Below are 22,214 nucleotides of genomic sequence, written 5' to 3' on the forward strand. Positions count from 1 at the left end.
TCACCGCGGGCACTGCCAGTGCGATCGCCCTTGCCATCGCTTCGTCGTCAGTCGAGGCTTTCGCAGTCAGTCGAGGCTTCGATGAGGGCTCGCGTCCAATAGTTCACTTCGCGTTAGCGTGCGCGGCGGTGTGTGGTGGTCTTCTGTACTGGGACCGGAAGTATCCGTCGTCCGACGACGATCGATAATCGCGGCGAGGGATAGTGCGATCGCGAACCAGAACACTGGCACGAAGGTCGCGTTGGAGAACAGGCTGTTCGCCGCCACGAGGACGACAAGCTGACCAGGCAGCCCATTGAAGGTCAGCAGCGCGATGGCGGCGATGGTCACGATGAAAGGGATAGCGAGATACTGAGCGTCCACCCACAATCCCAGAAGCCAGTTGCTCGCGACGTAGTTGCCGCTGCCGAGTTCACTGAAATAGAGCTTTCCCGACACGCCCACTCTCCCGGCCGAGCTCAGTCCGTGGCCGTACCAGGGCGCGATGTCCGCCAGGTGTAGCAAACCATCCGTTTGCTGAATCCTCGCCTGACCCGAGATGTCGTCGCTTTGCGCAGAAAAGGTTCGCGAAAGCCGGACCGCGAGATCCTCGGCAATTCCCCGGAAGTACAAAATAGGCAGGAGGACAGCTGCGGCGCTGCCTGCTATAGCCAGGCGTCGATCTCTACCCAGTGGACCTACGGCACTGGTACGACGACCGACCAAATGCACCGCGCCGGCGAGGATCGCCACGCCGGCCAGTGCAAGCCATCCAGCACGCGCGAACGACAACACCCACAGCATCGTGCAGAGCGCCATTGTTCCTATTCGCATCCAGCGCTTCAGCGGGAGATGGAACGCGAGCAGGATTCCAACACCTGCGTAGATGCCCAACCAGTCCGGTTCCGGCCAGATTCCACTGGGTCGACCGATAGCGCTAACGTCGATGTGTACAAGTCCTGCACGGGAAGGGAAGATGCCTGCGATCTGCCCCAGCCCGTATACGCAGCCGAAGCACACCGCAACCAACGCCCCGTACATCATGTGCAGGCGATTCTGTGGCGTGGTGTACGCGGCCAACAGGATCGCTGACACCGTCAGGGCAAGCAATTGAATGGCTAGCTGTGGGTTGCCTACCAAGTCGCCAACGAGAACCGTTGACGCGATCAATGCGGATGAAATCAGGAGTAGAACCGCAATTCCTGGGACAACCGGTCGTCGGCGCAGATGTAGGAATACCCACACAAGAACCAACACGGTAAAGGCGTGGGCTCCACCGACTTGCAGATCGACCGTGATGGCTGCTACTCCGGTACCGAAGGCGATGATGCGGTCCCGAGTGTTCCGGTCGGCAGACATGACCAGGAGAGCGATGGCTACGAGAACGGACAGGCCGAGCGCTGCCGACAGGAGAAACGACGGGTCAGTCATTCGCTGATCGTAAGGGGTAGCGACCAGCCCCGCCCATGCACGCGGTACCTCCCCTGCTCAAGCCAGACAGCGTTTCACGAACACGAGTACATCGGCCGCCACGCCGAGCGAGTCGCGAGATGGCCACCATCATGCGTGAGAACCGACTTCTCTAGCGCGTTAGTACCGAGGTAGGTAGCGAACGCATCTGCGTTTGTTGGCCTTCGAGACGTCCGTGTCGGACTTGGACGCGTAGAACCGGTATCGCCTGCCTGCGTACTGCGCTGCTGAGACGAGAATCGAGTCCCGACCAACGGCCTTCGCTGCGTAGTCGGAGCCGTCCGAAGCAATCCCGTTAGCAGTGCGGATGGGCACGAAATACCTGCCACCTACATATAGGTTCGCGAGGGCGCACACGCCGTCGACATCTGGACACCCGATGCGTGAGCGAACTACGCGGGACTCTTCAGAGTGAGCGTGTACGGCGCGGAGCTTCCTGCCAAAGCCGACACCGTGAGCGCCTCGCGGTTGCCGCCGCTGTCGACGATCAGGTCCGATCCGAGGGGCGCGGTTGCACTGGTAGACAGCGTGGTTGCGCCGATCGCGGATGCGGCCGAGAGGGTGCGGCTCAGGTTCCACTCTGCGCCGGACCCGATCACGCGGGGAAACCAGCCGTGCCGTCGAACGTGGTCGCCGCTGAGGCGGGCGAAGACCGTGACCGGCGATGGGACGGAAGTGTCTTCCCAGCGAGAACCCCACCCGATGCAGGGCTGCGAGCTCGCAGCACGGTTGGTCCGAACGACTTTGCGGCCGCTGCGTTCCGCGATCGTCATCGGCTTCGAGTTCACGGTGTACCCGGTGAGATCCTGTGCGCAGCCGGACAGGTCGGGCAACGCGTCGACAGAGCTACCGACCGCGCCTTGCAGGGTGGATGCGTCCCAGTTGCCGAGCACTACAGCCGGAAGGTCCCGTAGAACGTCGAACGCGTCGAGTCGAATGCCGCGCGAGTCACGCATGAAGGCCAGGTCAGCTCACCGTCCTGATGATGATGTCGTCGATTTCGCCGTTCTCGTCGCGAACGATGTCCGCCGCCTTCGTCGGGATGGGTGCACCCTGTTTGTCGATTACACGAGCTGCCATCGAAACGGGCGCATAACGCTTGGCTAGTTCATCTTGGGAGAAAGCGAGCGTGAACCGTCAAGTCCTGTCTGGTCTTGTGGAGTCGTCGAGACCTCGGTCGTCATGAACCCAATTCCCGAGCCGATACCCTCAGATTGACGCAACAGCGGTTTCGGTGAACACCGCCGTGAACGCCACTACGATGGTCGCGTTTCACGCCCATCCAACCAACGCCCGGCCACGAATCCGACTCGTGTGGTGGGTTGTCGGCGTCGTCGCCGTGTGGTGGGTTGTCGGCGTCGTCGCCGTGTGGTTGCTGATCGGCGCACTCGCGGCGGTGTGGATCGGCCGTGGCATTCGCCGCGCCAACGTCGAAGAGTCGGCAACCGAGTCCCCGAGCAGGTCGACTCACGAACCACCGAAAAAGACGCCGCATAGTCGAGCGGTGTCACGCCTGGCTCTGTGATCCGGCTTCAGAACTAGTCACGGGCGAACCGTGCGACCTCGCACCAACACAGCGACTCCCATTCCGATCAGGGCCAGAATCAGCGGTGCCACTATTGCCATGTTCGCACCGATGGTGGTGGACAGGACGATCGCCGCGAGAGCCGCGAGGAAATACACCGAGGCAATTCGTGGTGCCCAGAAAACTGTTTGCACGATACCCCCTGCATCCCAGGAAAATTGCGACTGTCGTTAGCAACGCTATCTATTTGGCCTCCCCAGTGTAGGGTTGGTCGCACGCTCACGCCGCAGGCGTGTCCCCAGCCTCGAGGGTGAATTGCACAACGTTGATGCGTGAGTTCTTGAATCGCTCCGACGACCCGGTGAGGTATTGCACGTATTTGTCGTAGGTCGCTTCCGACGACAGTGCGATGGCCTCGTCCTTGGACGCGATCAGCTTCTCGGCCCACGTGTCGAGGGTCCGTGCATAGTGCGGTCCCAGAGCGTGTTCGCGGAGCAACTCGAATCCAGCTTCGGCTGCTTTCGCCTTCACCACCTTGACCAACGTCAACTGCCCACCGGGGAAGATGTCACGCAGAATGAAGCGGGAGAAGTGCGCATCCTCGCGTGTGAGTCCACCCCCGGAAGCCGGGTCGGGCGGCGTGATGACGATGGTGTGCAACAACATCCGCCCACCGGGCTGCAACACCGAACGGCACTTCGCGAAGAACGCCGAATACCTCTGACGTCGGAAGTGCTCGAACGCGCCGATGCTGACGATCCGGTCGACGGGCTCGTCGAATTCTTCCCAACCCTGCAAACGGATGTCGACGTTGCGGTCGGTCGGTAGGTCCGCAACAAGTGCGCGGCCACGGTCGTACTGGTTTCGGCTCAACGTCAGACCGATGACGTTGACGTCGTATTTCTCCACCGCTCGTTTGACGAGAGCGCCCCAGCCACAGCCGATATCGAGCAGTGTCATGCCCGGCTTCAGGTCGAGCTTGCCCAGGGCCAGGTCGATCTTGGCCGTCTGCGCTTCCTCCAGCGTCATGTCGTCACGCTCGAAGTAGGCGCAGCTGTACGTCATGCTCGGATCGAGGAACAACGCGAAGAAATCGTCCGACAGGTCGTAATGTGCACGCACATCATCGACGAACGGCTCCAGTTGCTGGTTCATAACGCCACACCCTTCCCCACAGAATCGGTGCCGATCACTCGGCCTAGTGCACGGGCGCCCTGCTCGCCCAGCAAGTCTTCGTGTTCCACATCGAGCTCTGTCACCGAGATCCGGCCGTCGACGAGGCCCGTCCAGTGCTTCGCGCCGTCCGAACCTCGGGCCGCCACATAGTGCACGTCGCCCACGTACACCGCGGGCTCGTACGACGCGACCCAACTGGGAGCGGAGACAACCGGCCGATACATGGCGCGTAGATCGTCCTCGGTGAGGAATGCCAGTTCGGTTCGCGTACTCCGCAATTCGGCAACGATATCCGCGAAGGACGTCGCCTCGACCCCGAGCTGACGAGCCAGATCGTCGACGCCGAATTCCTCGGCGTCGTCGGGTGCAGCGAGTTGCGCATCGACGAGGGCCAGCAGCGCGACGTCTTCGCCTTCAGACTGCAACTGCACGGCCATTGCATGCGCGATCACCCCGCCGAGCGACCACCCCAGCAGGTGGTAAGGCCCGTGCGGCTGAACATCTCGAATCATCCGCACGTATACGAAAGCGAACTCCTCGATCGACGACGGCGCAGCGTCGCGGTTCGAGATGCCCGGATCCTGCAGGCCGTACACCGGGCGGTCCGTCTCCCCGAGCAACGACAGGTAGCTCCAGGCAATTCCGATGGCCGGATGCACACAGAACAGGGGTGCGCCCACGCCGTCGGTCCGCAGGGGCAACAGCACATCGAACGCGCCGCTGAATGCGTTGTCTCCACCGCCAGTGTCGAGGTGCGCGGCCAGTGCCGTGATCGTCGGATACGCGAGCAGTGCACTGATCGGAATTCGACGACTCAGCTTGTCGCCCAGTGCGTCCATCACCTGCACCGCCGAGAGGGAGTGCCCGCCGAGATCGAAGAAATTGTCGTCGATACCGATGTCGTCGCCAGCGATGTGCAGCACGTCGGAGAACACGGTGTGTACGAGTACTTCGGTGGGCGAGCCCGGCGCGCGCCGCTCACTCGACATCACCGACGGCTCGGGCAGCCTGTTCGTATCGACTTTGCCCGACAACGTCATCGGCAATGCGTCGACGACGGTCACGGTGCTGGGCACCATGTAGGCGGGCACTGTTCGCGCCAGAACGTCGCGAGTCTCTCGCGGTTCGACCGCACCCACCACATAGGCAGCCAGGGAGTTCGCATGCCCGATCACGCTGGCTTGACGCACAGCCGGATTACGCAGCAGTGCCGCCTCGACCTCGGCGAGTTCGACGCGATGCCCGCGAATCTTCACCTGCGAATCCACTCGGCCCAAGTATTCGAGCTCGCGTCCGGTCTCGCGCGCCACCCACCGCACCAGATCGCCGGTGCGATAGAGCCGGCCGTCGCCGAAAGGATTAGCGACGAAGCTGCTCGACGTCATCGCAGCGTCGCCCACGTACCCTTCGGCCAGACCGGCCCCGCCCAGGTACAGCTCCCCCACGACGTCGGTGCCCACCGGGCGCAGACGGGCGTCCAGCACGACCGTGTCGAATCCGAGGGTCGGTTCGCCGATGGTTACCGCGGCCGATGCCCAGTCCTGTTGATGCCGGGTGCAGGTGCTCATGACGGTGCCCTCGGTGGGCCCGTACGCGTTGAACACCGAACGACCCTGCGACCATCGCTGCAGCAGTGCAGAATTGGCGGCCTCGCCAGCCATGACGACAACCCGGAGGGATGGCAGCGCCGCGGAGTCGGTCACCTGCAGCACGGTCGGGGTGAGGCAGGCGTGGGTCACCTGGTGCCGGTCGATGAGCGCTTCGAGCTCGCGTCCTCCGTGCACGTCGGGTGGCACGATCACCACACTCGCACCGGCGCCGACGGCCATCAGGGTCTCGAAGATCGACGCGTCGAAGCTCGGTGACGCGAACTGCAGCACACGAGATGTCGGGTCGACGTCGAACAGGTCTCGTTGGCTCTGAACGAGATTCGCGATGCCGCGGTGCGTCACCCGCACACCCTTGGGTACCCCGGTCGATCCCGAGGTGTAGACGACGTACGCCGTGCTGTCGACGGGTGCTTCGCGTAACTGGAAGTCGCCGAGCTCGTCACCGTCGACCGTCAGCCAGTCGTTCCCGGCCGAGTGGAAGTCCACAGACGCAATTCCCTTGACGGGGGCTGCGCGATCGAGAATTTCCCGTACTCGCGCGGCGGGCTGGGACGGGTCGATCGGCAGGAAGCCGGCACCGGTCTTGGCCACGGCCCAGATCGCGGTGAGGTACTCGACAGACCGTGGCAGGGCGATCGCCACCAAAGATCCCGGCTCGGCTCCGGCCCGGACGAGCTTGTCGGCCAGCGCATTCGATCGCCGGTCCAACTCGTGGTAGGTCAGCGAACGTGCATCGTCGATCACCGCGATGTTGTCGGGCCAGCTACTCGCCGCCCGCACGAATACTTGCGCCAGTGTGGACTGATCGGCCGTACCGTCTCGACGGGACACGACCGCCGATCCACCCTGGCCGAACTCTGCGCTGCCGAGCCGAAGGTCCGGTGCCGCGGCGACTGTGTTCAACACGGTGGTCAGACGTTCTGCGAGTCCGGTGACGACCGCCCGCGAGAACCGGTCGGCGGAGTACGCGAGAGTGCCCAGCAGCCCGGTATCGGCTTCTTCGACGACGAATTCGAGATCGAATTGCGTCGCCGTGATGTCCACTCGACGCGGGCTGACGGTGCCCTGGCCCAATTCGATTGTGGGCGTGCTGACGTCACCGAAGGCGAGAAGCACCTGGAACAGCGGGTGCGTATCGACGGCGCGGGTGGGTTGCACCGCGTCCACCACCCACTCGAACGGCACGTCCGAGTTCGCGAAGGCATCGAGGTCTCGGTTGCGCACCTCGGTCACGAAGTCCTCGAATGTCGTCGCCGGATCGACGTCGGTCCGCAGGACGACGGTGCCGACGAACATGCCGACGAGGTGGTCGAGCGCTGGGTCTGCTCGACCCGACACCGGGGTTCCGACGGCGATGTCCCGCGTGCCGCTGGCCTCTGCGAGTACGGCCGCCAGCGCCGCGTGGACGACGACGAAGACCGTCGCGCCCAGTCGATATGCGAGCGACCGCAGACTTGCGAGAGTGTCTGTGTCGACGGCAAACTGGACTCCCGACGCGTCCTGCTCGGCATCCGGGGTGCCGGTGGGCAAGTCGAGGAATTCCGGCAGGCCGTCCAGCGTGCGACGCCAGAAGTCGAGTTGGTCGGCGGCCACCGCGTCCAGTACATAGCGTTGCCACACCCGGTAGTCCGGATAGTCGACGGCGAGTGGAGTGAACTGCGGAGCGGCTCCGGCCGTTCGAGCCAGCAGAGCCGTCTCGATGTCGCGGCTCAGTGGACGTAGCGACAGGCCGTCGACCGCGATGTGGTGGGCGACGACGGTCAGCACGCGCTCACCGCGACGTTCCGCGAGCATCAGTCGCAGCGGTGCCTCGACGGTCAGGTCGAAGCCCTGCTGCGCCACCCCGCCGATACCGGCATGGGCGTCGTCCAGTGTCGATAGCACGATCTGCGGATCGAGCACGACGGTCACGGGCCCGTCCCCCGTCGACGGGTAGACCGTGCGGAGCGGCGTATGCCGTTCCAGCACATCGGCAATCGCCGCGCGCAGCACCTCGAGGTCGAGGACTTCCGGAAGCGTCACCTCGAAAGCGATGTTGTATGCCGCCGATGTCGGGTCGTATCGATTCTGCAGCCAGATGCGCCGCTCGGCCGGTGCGAGGCCCGAGTAGGAGCGCGCATCGGCGCGGTGCACCAGCGCGGGGAGTGCGGTGTAGTTGTCGGACAGCAACTCGATCGCCGACGCGAGCTGCGCCGCGGTGGGGGCCTCGAATACCGTCCGTACCGGAACCCGAACGCCGAGAACCGCACTGATGCGTGTTGCAACGCGGGTGGCCGCGAGGGAGTCTCCGCCGAGGACGAAGAAATTGCTGTCGACCGTGGGGGCGTCGATTCCCAACGTATCGGCGAAGATTCCGAGGATGACGTCTTGCGTCAACGTGCGTCCGGCCCCTGACTCGGAGTCCGACGGTACCGCCGGAAGCAATGCCGCCTTGTCAACCTTTCCATTGCCGGTCAACGGAATACGATCGATCGACGTGATGACGGCCGGCTGCATCGACAACGGCAGCCGGTCCAGGAGCCACTGAGCCGCATCGAACTCGCCGGTTCCCACCACCCAGGCGTAAATTCTGTTGTTGACCAACAGTGCTGTTGCTGCACTGACGTCGGGATGTGCCGTCAGCGCACTCTCGACGTCACCCAGTTCGATGCGCACACCGTTGATCTGCACCTGATCGTCGCGCCGACCGCGGTAGTCGAGCAGTCCCGAGAGCTCACGTCGGACGAGGTCGCCGGTCCGGTACATCCGGGTACCGCCGTCGGTTGCGACGAAGCGCGCGGCGGTCGACGCCGGATCGGAGCGGTAGCCGCGAGCTACGCCGGACCCTGCGAGATACAGCTCTCCGACGCCTCCGAGCGGCACCGGCTGCAGCCGGTCGTCGAGCACGAAGGCTCCGACGTGGTCGAGTGATCGGCCGATCGTGACGGGCTCTCCGGCACTCAGTGATTCGGCCAGGGTGGCCACCACCGTGGCTTCGCTCGGTCCGTAGGCGTTGATCATCGATCGCCCGGGCGACCACGCGTCGACGACCCCGGCACCGAGCACGTCTCCGCCGACGGCGACGGTCTCGACGCCGTCCACCGGCGGCACCGTCGCGAGTACCGCGGGCGTGGACAGGTAGTGGGTCACCCGGTGATCGGCGAGGAAGGCGGCCATCTCGTCACCGCCGAGGAGTCCGTGTGGCGCAATCACCATGGTCGCTCGGGCCCCGAACGCGAGCACGAGCTCGAGCACTGCGGCATCGAAGTTCACCGAGTATCCGTGCAGCACCCTGGACGTCGCTTCGACTCCATAGCGCGAAACAACTTGCTGCGCCAGGGCGTACACACCCTGATGCGTCACGATGACGGGCTTGGGTGTGCCGGTGGAACCCGATGTGTGGATCACGTAGGCGGGGTGCGCCGGTTCGAGCGTCGCCAGTCGGTCGTCGTCGGTCAGTGGCGCGTCGCTGAATGTCTGCGCGTGGCTCTCCTCGACCCACCGCACTCCCGGTTCTGTTCCGCCGAAGCCGATCTGGATGGGCCTCAGCATCTGCTCTCGGCGAGCCTCCGGGTAGCGGGGATCCACCGGTACGAATGCTCCACCGGCCTTCACCACGGACCACAGCGCCACGATGTACTCGGCCGAGCGCTCGAGGGACAACGCGACGAGGGTTTCCGGTCCCACGCCGTGGGCGATCAACAGTCGTGCAATCCGGTTGGATCGGCGAACGAGTTCGGAGTACGTCAGCGAATCCAGACCGTCGATCGCCACCGAATCTGCTGTGCCACCGACCAACACGTCGAGAAGCGTGCCGGTGGCGGATTCGACCGGCAGTGTCGGTGCGTCGGCGAGAGCGAGGTTGCCGACGATGAATGCGGAGTCCTTCACCGCCGCATTCAGGAGTGCCGTCACCGCGGACGCGAACTGTTCGACGGTGGCCCGCTGATACAGGTCCAGCGCATATTCGATCTGTCCGACGAGACCGGCCGACTCGGCATGTCCGGCGGAGGATTCCTCCAGCACGAGATTGAGGTCGAACTCGGAGGTTCGAGTGGGGACTTCCAACACCGAGAACGGCAGGTCCTCGACCGATCGGTGCGGTGCGTTGTCGAATGCCAGCATCACCTGGAACAGCGGGTGCCGGTCCAGGGATCGGTCGGTCGTCACGGCGTCGACGATGCGCTCGAACGGCACGTCCGAGTGAGAGAAGGCGCCGAGGTCTGCGGAACGGACGGCATCCAGCAGGTCGGCGAAACTGCCGGCCGGGTCCACTGTGACTGCGAGAGGGAGTGTTCCGACGAACATTCCGACCATCTCGTCGAGCGCCTCGTGGCCTCGCCCCGCCGTCGGAGATCCGACCACCACGCGGTTCGACGTGCCGAATCGACTCAGGGCTGCAGCCACCGCGGCATGGACCACCATGAACGTGGTCGCATTGTTCGACCGCGCCAGCTCACGGATACCCGCATGTAGGTCCGGCCCTATCTCGAACGGAACCGCGTCGGTGGTCATCGATTGCACGGCAGGCCTGGGGAAGTCGGACGGCAATTCCGCCAACGCGGTGTCGCGCTCCCCCAGCACCGACGTCCAGAACGAGAGTTGTTCGTCGGCAACCGCATCCACCGTCGCGCGGTTCCACACCGAGTACTGGCCGTACTGCGCGCGTAGGCGTGGCCACGTCGGTGCATGACCGGCCGTGCGTGATGCGTGGGCGAACGCGAAGTCGCGCACGAGTGGGTCGAGAGACCATCCGTCCATCGAGATGTGGTGCACTGCCACGACGACCACGGTGTCGCCGGATTCCTCCACGCTCAGCAGCGCTGCCCGGATGGGGACGTCGGCCGCGACGTCGAACCCCTGCCCGGCAATAGCCGCGACGGCGTCGTCGAGGTGATGCTCAGGCACAGTGCGCGCCGGTACGTCGACCAGGACGGTGTCGGTAGGCCGCACCACCTGCCGCGGACCGTCACCATCGTCCGGGTAGTAGGTGCGCAGCGCTTCGTGTCGTTCGGCGACGTCGCGCAATGCCGTCAGGACCAGTGACGCATCGCTACCCGCTGCGACCCGGATCGCAATGGGCATGTTGTAGGCGGGTGATGTGGGGTCGAACTGGTTGAGAAACCACAGGCGCTGCTGCGCATACGACAGCGGGACATGTTCCGGCAGAACGGTATCGAGCAAGTCGAGCGACACTTCACGTTCGGCCGAAGAATCGATGGCGGCCGCGACGGCGCGGACGGTGGGATCGGCGAACAGCGCGGTGAGCGAGACTCCCGAGCCGAGGCGAGCGAGAACTCGGGTGGCGCTGAGCGAATCACCGCCGAGCTCGAAGAAGGAGTGCTCGCGCCCCACCTTTTCGACGCCGAGGACGTCAACGAAGGCTGCGGCGACAGCGCGTTCGGTCTCGGTCTGCGGCGGCACGTACTCGGTGTCCGTCGGCTCGGTGGGGGCCGGTAGTGCCCGGCGGTCGACCTTGCCGCCTGCCGTCATCGGCAGTGCGTCCAGAACCACGATGTGACGAGGAATCATCCACGCCGACAGTCGGTTCCTCAGGTGGCCGTCGAGCCCGTCGGCGGCGCCGGTGACGTACAGGGCCAGTCGGTCGTCGCGAACGATCGCGACAGCCGCAGTCACCCCAGCGAAAGAGGTTGCTGCGGCTTCGATCTCACCGAGTTCGAGTCGACGCCCGTGCAATTGGATCTGATGGTCGGAGCGGCCCAGATATTCGAGCGAGGACCCGTCGAACGACCACCGGACGATGTCGCCCGTCCGGTACAGCCGCGCTCCGGCCACGCCCGGGTCGGCAACGAACCGCGCCGCCGTCGAACCGAATTGGCCGTCGTATCCGCGGGCAACTCCGTCGCCCCCGAGATACAGCTCGCCGACGCCACCGTGGGGCGTGAGCCGCAGGTGCGAATCCAGTACCAGCGCACGAACACCCGGCAGTGGCGCACCGATCGTGACGCGCTCACCGGCGACCATCGGGGCAGACAATGTCGCCAATACCGTTGCCTCGGTGGGGCCGTAGGCGTCGAGCATCGTTCGTTCGGGAGAGGCGAACCGATCCCGCAACGTGGGTGGGCACTCTTCGCCGCCGACGTCGAAGACTTCGATGGAGTGCAGATCTGCCGGGTCGAGTGTCGCCAGCACCGTCGGCGAGGTGATCAGATGGGTGATCTTCTCGCTCGCCAGGAACTCGGCAAGGGCAGGCCCGGCGTAGACGTCGGCCGGGGCGATCACCAGGGTGGCACCCGCCGCGAATGCTGCGAGAATTTCCTGGATGGAAGCGTCGAACACCGGCGAGGCCAGGTGCAGCACTCGTGAGTCGGCGGTGACGGCATACCGATCGACGACGTTGTCGGCCAGTTGCGCCAGACCGCGATGAGTGACACTGACGGCCTTGGGTTTTCTGGTCGATCCCGAGGTGTGGATGACGTATGTCTCGTTGTCGACGTGCAGCGCCGGCGGCACCAGAGCGCGCTCGTTCGCGTCGAGTAGATCCTCGATGTCGAACCATTCGATGGTGCTCGGAAGTTGTTCCAGCACATCCTTGGTGGTGATGCCGAATTCGATGCCTGCGCCGGCCAGCACCGTGACCAGCCGCTCGGTGGGCTCGGTGGGGTCGACCGGAACGAACGAGGCCCCGGCCGTGGAGACCGACCACGAGGCAAGCAGGGATTCGTAGGAGCGTTCCATCGCCACGGCGATGCGCTTCTCGGTGCCCGCGCCCAGCGAAACTAGTTGCGCAGCAATGTGTTCTGCAACCCTGGTGAAGTCCTCGCTGGACTGATCGACGCCCGCGGCACGCACCACCGCGCCACTTCGCAGCAGTGACGGCAGCGGTGCCGGCGTCACCGTGCCCGCGGGACGTGCTGTCAGCAACGCTGATTCGGCCTGGGCGTCGAGCACATCCAGTTCCGATACCGCAAGGCCCTCAGGGGCATTGACCACCGCACGCAGCAGAACCAAGAACCGGCGGTGATGGGCTGCGAGCTCGTCGGTGGAGTAGAGAGCCGGGTTGCCGAGGAAGTCGACGCGGGTGCTGGTGCCGGCAACTCCGGGGTAGACGTTGACCATCATGTCGTCGATGGGGCCGCTGGAGAGCACGCGGTATTCGCCGATGACATCGCCGAGCCGAATTGTGCTGTTGTACATCATGATGTTCACCGTGGGGCCGAACAATCCGCGTCCAGCCGCGGCGCTACCGGTGCCGTCACCGGTCTCGCGCTGCATGTCCTCGACGCGGAAACGCTGGTGACGCAGGGCACCAGTGAGCTCCACCTGAATGCGTCGTAGAAGTTCTTCGACCGTCACACCCTGTTCGACGCCGATGCGCAGGGGCACGACGTTGGACATCATGCCGGAGGATTCCCGCAGTTTGGTGGTCGCTCGGCCCGATACCGGGAGGCTGAGCATCACGTCGTCGGTGTCGGTCATGCGCGCGAGATACAGCGCGAAGGTGGCGAGCACGACGGGAACGTCGGAGCTGTTGTACCGATGCGCCACGGCTGCCACGGCTTCGGTGAGGTCTGCGTCCAGCACGGCCCCCACACTCACCGTCACGCCGCTCGGTGCCGCACGTGTGTACGTGGTGCCGGCCAGCCGAGGTGCGTCGAGGTGGCCGTCGAGTCGGCCGAGCCAATACTGGCGATCGGCGTCGTAGCGGGAGGAGTTGGGGTAGGCGGCCTCGTAGTCGTAGATCTCGCGTACGCCGATGGCGCGTGTCTTCGGGATCTCGGTGCCCTCGGTCAGCGCGGTGTACACCGCCGCGGTGCGTTCCTGGACGGAGATCGCGCCGAGACCGTCCATGACGATGTGGTGAGCGCGGCTGTACCAGTAGTAGTGCGCCTGACCCACCTGAATGATCTCGGAGGCGATCAACTGATCGCGAACCAGATCGACGGGGCGACGGTACTGCTCGTTCATGTAGCGCTGAGCATCCTCGACGGGATTCTCGCGGTCTCGGAAATCGCGATAGATCATCGCGTACGGCACCCGGAGGTCTCGCCACTGATACGGATGCCCGTCGTGCAGCCCGATTCGGACTGCGGGCGATTCGAGTTGCCTGCACGCGATGTCCGTGGCTCGGATCAGTACGGCCGGATCGATATCGCCGCGAATTTCGACGTATTGGGCGATGGTGAACGGTACGTCCGGTGCCAGCTGCTGGGCGAGGTAGATATTCATCTGAGCAGCGGACAAAGGGAAGCGGCCATCCTCGAACAGCTCACCGACCTCTGGCGACACTCGATGACCTCCTCAACGCATATGCTTCGACGGCGTGAATTTTCGGCTGACGTGCCGCCCAGCAACGTCGATCTACATCGCCCGTGACAAACCTAGTCGACCCATTGTGAATGCTCTACCCGGATCGAACGACAGGTACGCCGGAACCGCCGCTCCCCTTTAGGCTATGCACTCGACCGACTTCCTATGACCGAGAGGCCACCGACAATGGCGACCAGTTCCACCGATGTTCGTGGTTCTCGATCCGGCAAGAAGCGGCCGATTCTCCTGACGGTAGGGGTGTTGCTGGTCGTCCTCGTCGCGTTTCTGGTGTGGCTGGGTTACGAGGCCTACACCGCGCAGTCCAGCCTGAACGCCACGCGAGACTCCGCTACGCAGGCGAAAGATGCTCTGCTCGACGGTGATGCGGCCGGTGCCGAGGCCGCAGCGGCGAGGGCCTCGGAATCAGCGGACGACGCGGTGTCGGCAACGACGTCCATCCCGTTTTCGATAGCGAAAGCCGTTCCTTACCTTGGTAGTCCGCTGAAATCGGTAGCTCAGATCACCGATGTGGTGCACGGACTGGCCGTGGACGTCCTCACCCCCGCATCGACGGCCGGCGAAAGCCTGAATCCCAGCAGCCTCGTCGAAGGCGGCGGCAAGGTCGATACCGCGGCTCTCCGGGACGCACAACCCATACTGGAGCAGACCGCTGCCGCAGCCGAGGAATTGAGCCTCCAGGCGCAGCAAGTGGACGAGCCCGCATTCCTCAGCGTCGTGAGCGATGCTCGTACGTCGTTGATCGATCAAACACACGATCTCGCAGGCCTGCTCACCAACACCCGCATCGCCAGTCAGCTGTTGCCGTCGATGCTCGGCGACAACGGCCCGCGCAGTTACTTTCTCGCGTTCCAGACCAATGCGGAGGCCCGCGGCACCGGCGGCCTGCTGGGTGGCTACGGCATCATTCGCGCCGAGAACGGTACGGCCCGTGTCGACACTCTCGGCAGCAACAACGAACTCGAATTCGCGCAGCAGCCCATCGACCTGGGCCCCGAGTACAACGCACTGTGGGCACCGCGTAACACCACGACCGACTTCCGTAACTCGAATGCGAGCCCACACTTTCCGTATGCCGGCCAGATCTGGTCGTCCATGTGGACAGAGCAGACCGGTGAGGTGCTCAACGGTGCCATCGCCACCGATCCGATTGCGTTGAGCTACATCCTCGGAGCCACCGGCCCGGTCACGCTGGCCGACGGCGAGCAGATCACTGCAGACAACGTCGTCGAAATCACCCTCAGCACAGCCTATTCGAGGTTCGGCGACGACCAGTTGGCACGTAAGGCGTATCTCCAGCAGATTGCGTCTGCGGTGGTGCAGAAAATGACGACGGGCGCTGCCCCCACCAGATCTTTGCTCGACGCGGTAGGCCGCGCTGGCAGCGAAGGTCGAATTTCCGTGTGGAGCGCAGATCCGGCCGAGGAGGCAATTCTGGCCGATACCAAGGTGGGTCACGTGTTGCCGGACAGCCCGGCCCCCTACGCCAATGTGGTAGTCAACAATGCCGGCGGCAACAAGCTCGATTACTACCTGGCGCGCGATATCAAGTATTCGGCCGAATCCTGCACCGCCGGGACGCGCAAGTCGACAGTGACGGCGACCCTGACCAACAATGTGGATCCCAACGGTCTGACGTCGTACGTGGCGAGCACATTTCAGCCCAATGTTCCCTATGGCACCAACGAGTCGATCGTCTATCTGTACGGCACTCAGGGCGCGAAAATCACGTCCATGAAGGTGAACGGTATCTCCGGATTCTCCATCCAAGCCGGAACCGAATTGGGTCGTCCTGTGCAGGCCGCGTATCTGACCATCCCGCCGGGAAAGTCGCAGACGGTTACCTGGGAGCTCGAGGAGCCCTCGGCTCCGGGCGGGGCGACAGTGCCGGTTCAGCCTTTGGTCGATCAGCCAACCGTGAGCATCGACGTTCCGCAGTGCTGATTGCCTTGTTGATGGACCAGCGCTAACAGCCCGATCGCCACGTGTTCGTCACAGTAGGCGCGACGGGGCCTACCAAGGATCATCGATGCACGGCAGCGAAGACGAAAAGCCGACGACACGCAGGGCGGTGCGGCATGATTCATCCGATGGGAATGCCGACAAATCAGATACGAAGCGTGAAAAGTCTTGGGACCTTCTATTTACGTCACCCAAATCGGCTTCGCGAAGTCGCGCAGTGGGCACAGAACCGACACAAGAGCACTATTCAACTGCGGCTGCCCTGGTGGAACTATGCCGCTATCGAGGCAGTAAGAACGGGGCTACCAGCAAGCGCCAGAGTTTTCGAGTACGGCGGTGGCGGTTCCACCTTGTGGCTACACGACCGCGGCGCGGCGCTAACCTCGGTTGAGCACGACCATGACTGGTATTCAGTACTGCGGGAGACCTTGCCACCTACTTGTACCGTCGTTCATCAACCCGCAACTCTGACCGGAACGATTGGCTCGGAGTCCACCCCGGGCCTGTACTACGACAACTACGTCCACACGATCGATGCCACCCAAGACCAGAGTTTGGACCTTGTAATCGTCGACGGTCGCGCGCGAGTTGAGTGCGTCGCCGCAGCTTCCAGCAAGGTCGCACCAGGCGGAATGCTGCTTCTAGACGATTCTGACAGGACACAATACGCCCGAGCTGCCGAACTACTCGCCGACTGGACCCGTTCAGACTACCGCGGCGCAAAGCCCGGCGGAGGCGGGATAGTACAGACATCCATTTGGCGTAACTACGAGCCATAGTACGATAGTCCGGATTCTATAAGATATTGCTTGGTGGAGATTTCAAGAACGATAATCTTCGCTGCGATCGGTCGACTCCACCGGCGGAGGTCTACTGCGTAGCCGCGGAGGACTGCCCCGAGTCGTGCACCTGCCCTACTTTGATGAAAGAATCACTTCGTGATCACCCGCCTGCGAACTATCCTCCGCAACATTGTATTTAACGGCATCATCTCGTCGACGTTGATTCCGTCAGAGATCCGCTGGTTCTTCTACCGTATCGCCGGACTTGAGATCCAACGCTGCGGAATACAGTCACACTGCTTCATTGGCGGCACCAAGTTGAGCGTGGAACGAGCAGTCTTCATCAATCACGGAGCGTTCATAGACGCGATCGCACCTGTCAGTATCGGCGCACAAACTGCTTTCGGAATGAATGTCTCCATCATCACAACGTCACATGAGATCGGTTCATCGAAGAGACGCGCCGGTAGGGGAAAATCCAGTGCCGTGTGTGTCGGCAGAGGAGTCTGGATCGGTGCGGGCAGCACCGTCTGTCCTGGCGTCACCATCGGCGACGGGGTCGTAATCGGCGCTGGCTCGCTGGTGCTGAGAGACTGCGAACCGGACAGCTTGTACGTGGGAAGACCAGCTGAATTCGTCCGAAAACTGGGAACTGCACAATAAAACGCATTCCTGCGTCGGCTGGACCCACTAAAACGGTAGTACGAGACGATAGCTGGAGCACTCGACGGGCCACGACACATCGCGGAACGGAATGGTGCCCAGTGCGACCAGGCTTCATCTATGGTGGCCATGCTTGCTCGGGACCGGGTCCATGATCGTTGCGCACGCGCGATTGGTCGACGCCAAAAACAGACGTTGACTGGTCGGCCTCTTAACTGGGTTTCACAATTCTTGTCTCGCCGATAGTGATTCTGTTCGCGGACTTCTCCGCTCAAGGCTTGTATTCCAAACTGTGGCTACGAGGAGGACTAGACCGATGAGTGCATTTGGCGGCCGTCAGCGGGTTCTGTTCGAATTGCCGGGCTGATCGTCGCAGGAGATGGGGCATCTCACTTCGTTGGTAGACCGAAAGCAGCTCTGGCCTTCTGACTCTGCGCACTATGTGTCGCACCATTCTGGCTGCAGATTCCTGGCTTGATTGCTATCCCTCCGAGCACAATTGCAATATCGATTGTGCTGCCCGCAGTGGTCAGGGCCAGGCCGCAGGACACGATGTCCGGGGTCGACTGGATGCTTGTCGTGACTTCGGTTCTCGCCCTACTAGCCGCCGGTCTCGGGCTGAGCCCCCGATACGCGGCATCTGCGCTGGTGATCCAATGGGCGTCTGCGTTCTTGGTCGCACGTCGGCTCGGATATTCGCTAGGTCGCAAGTACCTGACTGACGTCGCGATAGCCGGCGTCCTAGTAGCCGCCTGGGCAATTATCGAGTTCGCTCTGAAACTGCACGTGTACGAGAACTCGGGCACCCAACTAGAACTCGGTTTCTGGGCCGAGATTCGATCCGAGGCGGCCTGGCAAGAAGCGAGGCGGGGTTCGGTCATGCGATCGCACTTGGCGGATTTCTGGCGGCCACAGTGCCATTCGTTATGGCTACCGGCTACCGGCTACGACTGCCGATGACAGCGATTGTTGTCATCGGCACAGTGACGACCCTGAGCCGCGGCCCAATGCTCTCAGCAATCGTGGCCGTGGTTCTGGCTGTGGTGTTGCTAGCTAGAGGCGTCAGCACGGCAGTACGCTTTTGGACCGTCGTTGCAGGAACGCTGATCGCACTTTTCGCAGTGCCGCCACTCCTGCAGAAGTTCGGCGAGATCAGCAATGAACTCGACCCGAGCACGGCCTACCGGGAGAACCTATGGACAGACATTCCTGGTGACCTGAACTGGATTAATCAGGTTAGAAACGTCGGTGTTGACCCGGCGGGAAGGTCACTGCGGCGGAACCTCGGCTCGGTCGATTCCACACCACTCTTAATCGGACTCGACTTTGGCTGGATCATCGTCGGCCTGTTCACTGCTTGTATCGCAATCGCTAGTTGGCGTGTCATGAGCAGAAAGGGTTCGGTTGCGGAAATCGCAGTTGTCGCCCAGATCCCTACGCTCGCAACAGTTGCCCTTATCACCCAGTACGGCGCGGCCGTATGGTTCTTCGCAGGTCTCGCCGTAGCGTACCGTCGCCAGGCGCAGTATGACGATGACGAGTCAGAGGTGGGTATCTCAATCGTCGCCACGCCTATCGGGCGGGGCTGACATACCGGTCGAGCAAGTTCGCGCCGGACAAATCGCTCGACCGATTCTCCGCGGTGCATACGCTCGATGGGTCCTGCTGCTAACGACGGCAACTGTTGCGACACCCAGGCCATCATTGCGATTAATCTGTAATAGCCGAAGCTTAAGAGCCGCTCAGTCAGCTAACAACCAGGGAATCGAACACTCATTGAGCAGTATTACAAGCGAGGTCGCACGATAGCTCGTGCTGATGTCGCAGCGGATCTGTCCCCTACCAAGTCGAGGCACCGGTTGGTGCTCAATTACCAATTCGACGCCGTACTTGGCGACGGTAAAGAAACAATGGCGGCGTTATGCCTACTTTCCGAAACGTGAGTCCTCGACGCCATTCGTCGAGGAATCGGTGCGCACCTCAGGACGGCGTGCCCGTGCGTACGGAGCCGCGCTGGCGGCCGTGCGTGCGGTCTCGGTGGGTGCCTGCGTCGTGGACTGTGCCGATCCGGTGTAGGTCGATGGAGACTGCGCCGGAGTAGGTACAGCGGCCGGCGTAGGATGCTGAACCGGGCCTTGGGGTGCAGGTGCGGGAACCGGGGGCACAACCTGCCGCGGCAGGTTGGTGTCTGCGGTGTAGTTGTACGAGTAGCTGTACATGTCCCCCTTCTTCGACGGGGTCAAAGCCAGCACTACGCCGAGAACATGTGCGCCGATGGTCTCAAGATTGCTGATAGCACGCGCGAGTTCGTTGGACTTCGTGTGTCCGTACCGGGTAACGAGCAGTGCACCGTCGGCGTGGGTGGTGAGAACAGCCGAGTCGGTCACAGGAAGCAGCGGGGCACCGTCGACGATCACGTAGTCGAACCTCGAACGCAGTTCGACCAACAGAGCGCGTGAGGCTTCGGAACCCAACAGCTCGGACGGGTTGGGCGGGATGGGACCGGATGCCATGGCCTGCAGGCCTTCGTACTTGGTCGGCTGCAACACCTCCTCGACCGTTGCTTGGCCCGCGAGAACGGTACTCAGTCCGACCGAACCGATGAGGCCCATGTATTTCGAGACCCGCGGACGGCGCAGATCGCCTTCCACGAGGGCCACATGGTGGCCTGCTTCGGCCAGGGCCACAGCAAGATTTACGGCAGTGGTCGTCTTGCCTTCACTGGGAATGGCGCTAGTGACGACGATGACCCGCGGAGGATGGTCGACCTCGAGGAACTGCAAGTTGGTACGAAGCTCACGGAACGCCTCGGCACTGGCCGACTGAGTGAGATCCTGAAAGTCGACGGCCGGATGTGCCTTGCGTTCTTTGTCGAAGGGGATCGTACCGACAAGCGCTTTGCCGGAGATCGCTTCGATTTCTCGACGGCCCTTGATGGTGTTGTCGAGACGGTCACGCAGAACCGCGAGGGCAATTCCGAGCAGAAGGCCGACAGCCGCCCCCAAGGCGAGATTGCGCTTGGTCTTAGGGCTGACAGGCGTTGACGACGCTTCAGCCTGTTGGAACGTCTTGACGCCAGCTGCGGGGTCACCGCCATTGGCGGGCGTCTCCAGTTCTCGCACTTGCTCAGTCAGCTCGTTCGCCATCGCATTGGCGATGTCGCGAGCCCGTTCAGGCGATGGATCGGTGACCGTCAGATTGAACAGAACAGTGTCGGGAGTCGACGACGCCTTCACCTTCGATGCCAGCTGAGCCGCACTCATCCCTCCGAGCGGAAGTACGTTGAGGACCCGGGCCGCCAACGCGTCGCTGGTCGCCAACTCCGAGTACGACGCCACGAGTTGCTGCGAGGTCAGGTTGCCCTGGTAGGTCTCACTTACCGTCGCGCCACCAGAGGTAGAGACGAACATCCTGGCGCTCGACTCATACAGGGGTGTCGTCAATAGAGACGCACCCAAAGCACCAAGGATCACTACGACCACGGTTACGGCGATGATAATCCATCTCGCCTTCAGGATTTTCAGATAATCCTGTATCTCCATGCTTCGAGCTCCTCGTCCGTTCGTACAACCCCGCAACGGGCTACTGTGTGGCTCAATCGTTACATAAGTATTCGATCGCCGTGCACCGGATCAGTATCGCCCCTGGAGCCAGTCACTCATTCGTTTGATTCACGAGATCTACTCGGCGAATTCCCTGTTGTGACGTCTCACGACAATCTGGGTCCCTAATTTCGCTTCAGATATTTATATGGGGCGGAATACGTTGAGCGGCGTTCCACCCGGCCCAAGCAGGAACGGTAAGTCGCTCTTGCGGCCCGGCCCAACGTGAGGGTGATTCTCGACACCCCGGCCGAATGCCGCGGATGGATCGCCTACCAGACTGCCCCGCCACCGATAGAAGCTCGCCAACATTGCCTTTTCCGCACCTCTATTGGCGCGAAAACCTCACAAGGGCAGGTTTCCTGCTTCGAGGGCTTCGGCGAGGGTGGGGGCGGCTTTGTCTTTGTCGGAGAGCTCGTAGGTCAGAGGCGATCCGTCGCGGCCGGTGGTGGGCCAGTCGATGCCCAGGGCGGGGTCGAGCGGGTTGATGTCGCGATCCAACGCCGGGGTGTACTCCAACGAACACAGGTACATGACGGTGGAGCCATCTTCGAGCGAGAGGATGGCGTGGCCGAGTCCTTCGGAGAGGAACACTGCTTTGCGGTCGATGTCGTCGATCAGCACCGAATCCCATTGCCCGAATGTCGGGGAGCCGACGCGCAGGTCGACGATGACGTCGAGGAACGCTCCGCGGGCGCAGGTGACGTATTTCGCTTGCCCGGGTGGGTTGGTGGTGAAGTGGATTCCGCGCAGCACGCCGGCGGCGGAGACCGAGCAGTTCGCCTGCTTCAGATCCAACGCCCGGCCGGTGGTGTCTTCGAAGAGGCTGGCTTTGAACCATTCGAAGAACACGCCGCGGTCGTCGCCGAACTGGCGTGGGGTGTATTCGTAGGCGCCGGATATTTTCAGTTCACGAAAGGTCATCGGTTTCCTCGGTCGATCAGGTCCAGCAGGTAGCGGCCGTAGCCGGATTTGACGAGTTTCTCGGCGCGGGCGCGCAGTTCGTCGTCGGTGATGAATCCGCGTCGCCAGGCGACTTCTTCGGGGGATCCGATCTTGAGTCCTTGGCGTTGTTCGATGGTGCGCACGTAGTTGGAGGCGTCGAGGAGGGAGTCGAAGGTGCCGGTGTCGAGCCAGGCGGTGCCGCGGGGCAGGACTTCGACCTGCAGGCGGCCGG

At 62.9% G+C, this 22,214-nt stretch carries 12 protein-coding genes and 1 pseudogene; 5 read left to right on the top strand and 8 right to left on the bottom strand.

The window, feature by feature from the left end; translation table 11 throughout:
• Window positions 1-66 precede the first annotated feature (66 nt).
• Window positions 67-1,338 carry an O-antigen ligase family protein gene (locus tag E4P29_RS07850; protein WP_167735415.1) on the bottom strand — a complete coding sequence of 424 codons (1,272 nt, stop codon included), beginning with the start codon at window positions 1,336-1,338 and terminating at the stop codon, window positions 67-69.
• Between the two features lie 503 nt (window positions 1,339-1,841).
• Window positions 1,842-2,405 (bottom strand): hypothetical protein, encoded by a 564-nt coding sequence (locus E4P29_RS07855; protein WP_135043459.1) that lies wholly within the window; start codon window positions 2,403-2,405, stop codon window positions 1,842-1,844.
• Window positions 2,406-2,695: 290 nt separating this feature from the next.
• Between E4P29_RS07855 and E4P29_RS07860 the strand changes: the two genes are divergently transcribed.
• Window positions 2,696-2,974 (top strand): hypothetical protein, encoded by a 279-nt coding sequence (locus E4P29_RS07860; protein ID WP_135043462.1) that lies wholly within the window; start codon window positions 2,696-2,698, stop codon window positions 2,972-2,974.
• A 17-nt stretch (window positions 2,975-2,991) separates the two neighbouring features.
• Here E4P29_RS07860 and E4P29_RS25905 read toward each other — a convergent pair whose 3' ends face one another.
• The 3 genes from E4P29_RS25905 to E4P29_RS07870 form a co-directional block, all read right to left on the bottom strand.
• Window positions 2,992-3,168 carry a hypothetical protein gene (locus E4P29_RS25905; RefSeq protein WP_167735416.1) on the bottom strand — a complete coding sequence of 59 codons (177 nt, stop codon included), beginning with the start codon at window positions 3,166-3,168 and terminating at the stop codon, window positions 2,992-2,994.
• 85 nt (window positions 3,169-3,253) lie between these two features.
• Window positions 3,254-4,129 (bottom strand): cyclopropane mycolic acid synthase family methyltransferase, encoded by an 876-nt coding sequence (locus E4P29_RS07865; RefSeq protein ID WP_135043465.1) that lies wholly within the window; start codon window positions 4,127-4,129, stop codon window positions 3,254-3,256.
• Window positions 4,126-13,989, bottom strand: a complete 9,864-nt coding sequence (locus tag E4P29_RS07870) for a non-ribosomal peptide synthetase (RefSeq protein ID WP_135043467.1) — start codon at window positions 13,987-13,989, stop codon at window positions 4,126-4,128. The genes E4P29_RS07865 and E4P29_RS07870 overlap by 4 nt, the downstream gene beginning before the upstream one ends.
• A gap of 207 nt (window positions 13,990-14,196) precedes the next feature.
• On the opposite strand from E4P29_RS07870, the gene E4P29_RS07875 reads away from it, so the two are divergent.
• The 4 genes from E4P29_RS07875 (at window position 14,197) to E4P29_RS07895 (ending at window position 19,024) form a co-directional block, all read left to right on the top strand.
• Window positions 14,197-15,972, top strand: coding sequence for a DUF4012 domain-containing protein (locus tag E4P29_RS07875; protein WP_135043470.1), 1,776 nt, complete (start codon window positions 14,197-14,199; stop codon window positions 15,970-15,972).
• 956 nt (window positions 15,973-16,928) lie between these two features.
• The gene (locus E4P29_RS07885; RefSeq protein ID WP_135043476.1) at window positions 16,929-17,435 is read left to right on the top strand and encodes a DapH/DapD/GlmU-related protein; all 507 of its coding nucleotides are present in this window, start codon (window positions 16,929-16,931) and stop codon (window positions 17,433-17,435) included.
• Window positions 17,436-18,014: 579 nt separating this feature from the next.
• Window positions 18,015-18,395, top strand: a complete 381-nt coding sequence (locus E4P29_RS07890) for a hypothetical protein (protein ID WP_135043479.1) — start codon at window positions 18,015-18,017, stop codon at window positions 18,393-18,395.
• Entirely contained in the window at window positions 18,392-19,024 is a 633-nt protein-coding gene (locus E4P29_RS07895) for a hypothetical protein (RefSeq protein WP_135043482.1), read from the top strand. Before E4P29_RS07890 ends, E4P29_RS07895 begins: the two co-directional genes overlap by 4 nt.
• 336 nt (window positions 19,025-19,360) lie before the next feature.
• Here the strand turns inward: E4P29_RS07895 and E4P29_RS07900 are convergent, their stop codons facing one another.
• The 3 genes and pseudogenes from E4P29_RS07900 to E4P29_RS07910 form a co-directional block, all read right to left on the bottom strand.
• Window positions 19,361-20,977 (bottom strand): polysaccharide biosynthesis tyrosine autokinase, encoded by a 1,617-nt coding sequence (locus E4P29_RS07900; RefSeq protein WP_135043483.1) that lies wholly within the window; start codon window positions 20,975-20,977, stop codon window positions 19,361-19,363.
• Between the two features lie 405 nt (window positions 20,978-21,382).
• Window positions 21,383-21,961: a dTDP-4-dehydrorhamnose 3,5-epimerase gene (rfbC, locus tag E4P29_RS07905; RefSeq protein WP_135043486.1), complete on the bottom strand. Its 579-nt coding sequence runs from the start codon at window positions 21,959-21,961 to the stop codon at window positions 21,383-21,385.
• A pseudogene (locus E4P29_RS07910) lies at window positions 21,958-22,214 on the bottom strand (glucose-1-phosphate thymidylyltransferase); the annotation flags it as partial. The pseudogene E4P29_RS07910 and the gene rfbC, both read right to left, overlap by 4 nt.

The organism is Rhodococcus sp. 1R11 (assembly GCF_004563845.1).
GTDB lineage: Bacteria > Actinomycetota > Actinomycetes > Mycobacteriales > Mycobacteriaceae > Rhodococcoides.

What these genes read in the sequence shown, in the direction of transcription:
- E4P29_RS07850 (WP_167735415.1), bottom strand. Translation starts at nt 1,338, where the DNA reads ATGTCTGCCGACCGGAACACTCGGGACCGCATCATCGCCTTCGGTACC.
- E4P29_RS07855 (WP_135043459.1), bottom strand. Translation starts at nt 2,405, where the DNA reads ATGCGTGACTCGCGCGGCATTCGACTCGACGCGTTCGACGTTCTACGG.
- E4P29_RS07865 (WP_135043465.1), bottom strand. Translation starts at nt 4,129, where the DNA reads ATGAACCAGCAACTGGAGCCGTTCGTCGATGATGTGCGTGCACATTAC.
- E4P29_RS07875 (WP_135043470.1), top strand. Translation starts at nt 14,197, where the DNA reads ATGGCGACCAGTTCCACCGATGTTCGTGGTTCTCGATCCGGCAAGAAG.
- E4P29_RS07895 (WP_135043482.1), top strand. Translation starts at nt 18,392, where the DNA reads ATGACAGCGATTGTTGTCATCGGCACAGTGACGACCCTGAGCCGCGGC.
- E4P29_RS07900 (WP_135043483.1), bottom strand. Translation starts at nt 20,977, where the DNA reads ATGGAGATACAGGATTATCTGAAAATCCTGAAGGCGAGATGGATTATC.
- rfbC (WP_135043486.1), bottom strand. Translation starts at nt 21,961, where the DNA reads ATGACCTTTCGTGAACTGAAAATATCCGGCGCCTACGAATACACCCCA.